Annotated in this window: 5 protein-coding genes and 2 pseudogenes; 4 read left to right on the top strand and 3 right to left on the bottom strand. The window is 37.9% G+C overall.

What is annotated here, in order from left to right; translation table 11 throughout:
* From ACFFAP_RS35055 to ACFFAP_RS35045, 3 genes and pseudogenes are all read left to right on the top strand, one after another.
* Window positions 1-336: Tn3 family transposase (locus ACFFAP_RS35055; RefSeq protein ID WP_375515528.1), on the top strand; the 336-nt coding region annotated here is incomplete at its 5' end.
* 191 nt (window positions 337-527) lie between these two features.
* Window positions 528-797, top strand: a pseudogene (locus ACFFAP_RS35050) (transposase family protein); the annotation flags it as partial.
* Between the two features lie 168 nt (window positions 798-965).
* Window positions 966-2021: pseudogene (locus tag ACFFAP_RS35045) on the top strand (MATE family efflux transporter).
* 35 nt (window positions 2022-2056) lie between these two features.
* On the opposite strand, the gene ACFFAP_RS35040 reads toward ACFFAP_RS35045, so the two are convergent.
* Window positions 2057-3010, bottom strand: coding sequence for a cytosolic protein (locus ACFFAP_RS35040; protein WP_375515527.1), 954 nt, complete (start codon window positions 3008-3010; stop codon window positions 2057-2059).
* A 187-nt stretch (window positions 3011-3197) separates the two neighbouring features.
* Here ACFFAP_RS35040 and ACFFAP_RS35035 point away from each other — a divergent pair, with 187 nt between their 5' ends.
* On the top strand, window positions 3198-3791 hold the full coding sequence (locus ACFFAP_RS35035; RefSeq protein ID WP_375515526.1) for a hypothetical protein: 594 nt from the start codon (window positions 3198-3200) through the stop codon (window positions 3789-3791).
* A 289-nt stretch (window positions 3792-4080) separates the two neighbouring features.
* Here the strand turns inward: ACFFAP_RS35035 and ACFFAP_RS35030 are convergent.
* A protein-coding gene (locus tag ACFFAP_RS35030; RefSeq protein ID WP_375515525.1) for an IS630 family transposase occupies window positions 4081-5108 on the bottom strand; the annotation gives its coding sequence in 2 pieces (ribosomal slippage) (window positions 4081-4688 and window positions 4688-5108; 1029 coding nt in all).
* A 155-nt stretch (window positions 5109-5263) separates the two neighbouring features.
* A complete protein-coding gene (locus ACFFAP_RS35025; RefSeq protein WP_375515524.1) occupies window positions 5264-5689 on the bottom strand; it encodes a hypothetical protein in 426 nt (141 codons plus the stop codon).
* Window positions 5690-5804 lie beyond the last annotated feature (115 nt).

Below are 5804 nucleotides of genomic sequence, written 5' to 3'. Positions count from 1 at the left end.
ATTTTAAGTTCGCGGATAATTTACGCGAACACTTCTTTTTTGTCCAAAGTCCAATACAATACGGGACTCTCTATTTTTACTGTATTAGGAGCAATGGGTTTGGTAGTCAACGTGATTGTTTTGTGGAATACTTACTATATGGATGCGGCAATCGACAAGCTGCGTTCTCTTGACCAACAGGTTTTGCCTGAAGATATTGTCCGACTGTCTCCACTAGGACGTAAGCACATAAATATGTTGGGATGGTATTATTTCTCTCTGGCAGAAACTGTAGAACGCGGAGAGCTACGTCCTCTAAGAGATTCAAATGCGAGCGAAGATTTTGAATTAATTTGAGGGAAAAAAGCTTATCTCGGTTTTCTGTTCCTAAGTTTTGTAACAATTTTTCTCCATGCATATACATGGGGAAAAGTGATGAACCACGTAATAATGGGTTTCCGGCTATGTATATACATGGCAAAGATTTTACTAATATTTTTGAGTTTATTTTCTTATCCCGGTTTTCTGTTCCATTGATACTCACGCCCCAGGTAATAGCAGATAAAGGCTATCAAGGAATAGCAAAAATTCATCAATTAAGTCAAACACCAATCAAGAAGCCAAAAGGAAAAAAATTGACACAAGAGCAGAAGAAATATAATCGAGAACTCAATCGATTAAGAATCACTATTGAACACGTTAATCGGCGGTTAAAAATCTTTAATATTTTGGATTATAGATATCGAAATCGACACCGACGTTTTGGTTTAAGGTCGAATTTAATTGCGGAAATTTATAATTACGAATTAGCTCTATAAGTTTACTAAAAAATCAAATTAATCAACTTGTTTCAATTATTAGTTAATAACTGAAACGGTGTTGGCTGCCATTTTTTTAGTTAACGCTCGCTAGCTCATATTTAATCAAAAACTTTAGTATGTTAATGATATTTTCACCACCTCAAATAGAGAGAAAAACAATCCTCGATTGTACCACAAAATATTTATGCAAGAGTTCTACTCCTGCTGCTAGGGCAGGATGCTAACACAGCAGCATTAGCACAGACTTATTTAAGAGCGATCGCATTGGGTTTCATTCCTGCTTTAGGCTTTGCGGTACTTAAAAGTTTTCTTTCTGCTCTGTTGCAACTGCAATTAGTAATGGTGACTGTAGTTTTGGGTACTTTGCTCAACATCGCTGCTAACTATGTGCTGATGTTTGGCAAGCTGGGTTTTCCAACAATGGGTTTAGCTGGTATCGGTTGGGCAAGCACATTCTCACTTTGGAGTATGTTTATTGCTTTGACAGTTTATATATGTAATCAACCTCAATTTGCAGTATATGGTATTTTTCAACCCTCATTTTACAAAGCTTTTACCTTAGAACATCGGCATATCATTGGCGAGATTTTTCAGGTTGGGCTGCCCATCGGCGGACTGATTGCAGTAGAAGTAGGACTGTTCACTGTCGTCACTTTCTTGATTGGGCAATTAGGAACAAATGCCCTTGCTGCTCATCAAATTGCTTTACAAACTATTTCTATGTCGTTCCAGATTGCGCTAGGCGTTTCTATTGCGACAACAATTCGTGTTGGGTAGTTAGCCGGACAAAATGACCTAGCTGGCACTCGTCTGGCTGGATATGTAGGCATTGCCATTGCAGCTTTATCTATGGCTGTAGCAGCCATTGCATTTTGGCTTGTGCCAAAGTCGATTATCTCTCTTTACATTGACATTAACGACCAGAACAATGCACAAGTGGTTGCCCTGGCAGCGAAATTGCTGGGAGTCGCGGCGATTTTTCAAATAGTTGATGGTGTGCAAGTGACTGCGGCGGGAGCATTACGCGGACTCAAAGACACTCGAATCCCTATGTTGATCGGAATTTTTGCTTATTGGTGTGTTGGCTTATTCACTGGTTATACTTTTGGAATCACGTCGGGCTATGGAGTTATTGGTCTTTGGTGGGGATTGGCTATTGGTTTAGCCCTCGCTGCAATAATCTTGACTTGGCGCTTTAGCACCAGAACAAATAATTACTGAGAGATACAGATGAATTATCTGTAGCTGTTACTGAACTACAGCGGCGTTTCGTTTGCTGGTGACTGGTAAATCTGACGCAATTCGGCAATTGTCGTGGCTGTTTTGATTCTTTCTTTAATTGCCCGTAATTGTTCAATATCTGACAACAAGGAAATTTCCGACATTAGGCTTAAGGACTCAGCACCAAACTTGAGTTCTAAACCTAACTCAATTCCTTCCAGTAATCCTAACCGAATACCACTGCGTTCAAAAGAAGTCACATACTGCATACGTTGTTCCGCCTCTAATTGTTCTACTTCTAGTTGAAATTCTCGCTCTAAATCTTGGGGCAGTGTCAATACCCAGTCTACAAAAGCTAACAAATTTAGAACATCTTCTCGCTCAAACCCTTGCTGGTACAACTTCCTCACTAAACTAAGTTTCTGCTGCTTACGCTGTAACCTGTCGTTGCGCGTTTGCACTGCTGCTAGGTGTGCCATAACCACAGTTGCCAAGGGGTTACGGCTGGCTTCCAGTTCAGATTGCCTTTGCTGATAGTCTATCAACTTGATCACAGGAAATTGGAAATTTACGCTACAGCCAAATAATTCATAACCAAATTGATTCGGTCGCCAGTTGGCACGCTCATCACCAAGGACTGCTAATGACGCAACTGAACGCTTGTATCTATCGTAGATGCGATAATTGTACGTAAACATCCTTTCTGAGAAGTCAGATTCTTCCTGGGACTGAATTTCCAGGTGTACCAAAATCCAAGCTTCATCTCCCCCAAGGCGATAAATTTTTACCAGTTTATCAGCAAGCCGTTTCCCTAGTTCAGCGTCGCGTACCACCTGCTGGAGTTCTTGATCTAAAAATTCCGGCTGTTGTGTCCAATCAATCTCAGCATAGGCTTGAGGGAAGAAGAATTGCATGAATTCTTCAAAATATAGCTGTAGTATCTGTTTCCAAGGACTATCATATTCAGTCTGGGGGTTGTTATCAGTCATGCTCAAAAACTGAAAGTTATAAAATATTGTTGTCAGATTTAGCTTTTGGTAGTCTTATTTGTCCATACACACTTGATTAATTAGGTGATTATCCTCCGAAACTTAATTGCAAATCTTCAAAGCTGAACTCCTTATATAGTACATTAGCACTATCACATACTTAATTACAGCCAGCGAGGTAAAGCAAGTGGTTAAGCAAATTAGAGAGCGTCACAAGGTTGAACTGGAGCTAAATGACATTAAGTATCAGCTTTGGAGATTGGATGATTCTGAATATAGAAAACTTAGACAAAATAGCCTTGATATCAAAGATGACTCAAATTTCTTTAGGGAACTTTATTTTTCTGAGTTGTCAAGTGAGGATAAACTCAATCTAGCAGAATTGTTTATCACTTTAACTTCCCTTTTTGGAGATAGTAGCGATTTATTTGATCAGGACAGAGGCTCATTTTACTTTCCCATATTACTAGTGATCAAAAAGGAGATAAATACTTTTTTCTCCTTTATACGTATTTTTGACTCTCGTGGTTGGATTTACTACCGGATATCTACACTATTTGAGAATGAAGCAGATGTTGATAAGAACAGAATTCAAGATGAACCATTTGAGCAAGAATTCTCTCGACAAGAAATTAATAATTTTTGGAGCTATATATACAGATATATTATTGAATATTTTCAATCGATAAAACTAAATATTTCCGTTGAACCTTTTCTCAAAAGAATTGATTCTAATTTTATCCTTTATGGTTATTACGATAATCAATATTTTGAAGAATGATACGAATGTGAAGAATTAGATCAGGCAAGAATCCAAAACTTCAAATCAGTCGGGATTCATGCTTGGCCACCACAAAATATAAAACCTATCTTGCAAACTATTATTAATGAAATCGTTGACAAATAGTTGCGATCACCCACATAGCAGTGAATAAAAATAATTGCCTTTAATAGCTGATTATGATATTCTGGCAAAGCTGTAAATTATGTAATTGCTCCTTCAGTCACACAGCCGTAGAGGAGTTAATGTGGAGTAGTCTTGTGTAGTATTAGTTTTATCTATAGCAATCCTAAATCATTTGTGAGAAATTACCGTACTCATTAAGCTTAGGAAAGTCAAAAATTTGACCGTTGATGGCGAGATCAAATAATGCCTTAACTACGGAAAAAGAATGACAGAAAAAATAAAACTCTCTAATCAATTTTTTCGCTTGTAACCAAATATCTTCTACAGGATTTTGTTGTGGAGCATTTGGGGCAAACCGTTTACAAGTTATCAACCATTGTTCTTGTTCAAGCTGACGATTCAAAGAGTCTAAATAGTCTTGAATTGCATTGGAACGATGGGAACTTGCACCATCCCAAATTATTAAAAGATTAGTTTCTGGACGCTGTGATTGAAGATATTCCAAAAAATTTATTGTGTTTTGGGAGTCACCTTTTTTAGCTGCATAAGTGATAAATTCTTTTGTTTTGTAGTCTAAAGCGCCAAAATATGTTTGCTTGTCACGAGCGTTTACAACTGGAACTGATATCCGTTCGCTAGTTTTTCCCCAAACATATCCACATATATCACCCCACAATAGATGACATTCATCAACCATAAACACCACTAACTTTCCTGACTCGATTTCAGAACGTCTGGCTTCGAGCAACTCACAGATTTCTTTTTTTTTGATGCTACTAGTTCTTCGTCATACTTGGGATTGTGAGCTTGAGTTTTCTTCCAACTAATCCTAGCTGCATCAAATAAATCGTAGTAGCTCTGTTTCGACTCAAACACCACCCCATACGAAAATGCTATCTCGTACTCTAGTTCGCTCAAATTCCACTTATCTTTGGTTTTGAGCCATTTAATTACTCCTGCACGCTGTTGTGAATTCAAAAATCCCTGACTTCCCTTGTATCTGAGCTTTAAGCCCTCTACTCCGGAAGTGAAAAATGCCTTTTTACACTTACTTATAAATCCTGATGAAACACTCAATATCGATTGGATAGTAACATGAGTGTATCCTTCTAGTAGCATCCTGACTGCGATCGCCCGTTGAACTTCTCGCTTGTCTTGGCTATTTTCAATAAACTCTAATAGCGATCGCATCCACATTGATCTCTTCCTCTATTTGCTACTAATTATACCTGTGAACCTTTTACGTATTTTCTCACAACTCAAATAGGATTGCTATATGCACGATTACCTTTGGTACTGAACTTTAACACAACCGCTTGACCTAAACTGCTGTAATCGTAGCAGTCTTATAACAAGAACCGATATGAAACATTTCCATGCTCATTTACTTCAAAATCAGCACTAAGTTCCTTAGCTTTCTCATCTAAATATTGTTTAGCGAACTGGGTTGGTATCTGGGCGTTTTTCGCCAGTAGCAATACTGTTATTTTCCCAGAGTTGTTTTCAAGTAATTCTAAAAACACTAACTCAATTCGTTTTTGTTCTGATTCAAGCAGTAATTCTTGTTCTCTTTTGTGATGCTTTACTAAAGACCAATTCAACCAACTGCCCATAGCTGTTGACGGAATAGTAAAAAGAATTAAAGCAGCTACAGCACCTTCTTTGTCTTTAAGGGTAGCTTTAGGATTAATCATTTCCAGAATCATCAAAACAGAAAATGGAATCCCAAATCCGAGAAAAAATAATGCTAAAAGTTTTTTAATTAATATCATGTAACTTTTACCCTTCTACCCTTCACATCTAATGCCATCACCATCTCGGTCAAACCCATAAGGATCGGGTGGCAGCACTTTAAACCTTCGTTGGCTAATATCTCGGCAATTTAAG

The organism is uncultured Nostoc sp. (assembly GCF_964245575.1).
Lineage (GTDB): Bacteria > Cyanobacteriota > Cyanobacteriia > Cyanobacteriales > Nostocaceae > Nostoc.
The sequence above is the reverse complement of the archived record's forward strand: the minus strand, read 5'-3'. Positions and strand labels throughout refer to the sequence as shown.

Excerpts from the sequence above, each read along its gene's own strand:
- ACFFAP_RS35040 (WP_375515527.1), bottom strand. The coding sequence starts at position 3,010 with ATGACTGATAACAACCCCCAGACTGAATATGATAGTCCTTGGAAACAG.
- ACFFAP_RS35025 (WP_375515524.1), bottom strand. The coding sequence starts at position 5,689 with ATGATATTAATTAAAAAACTTTTAGCATTATTTTTTCTCGGATTTGGG.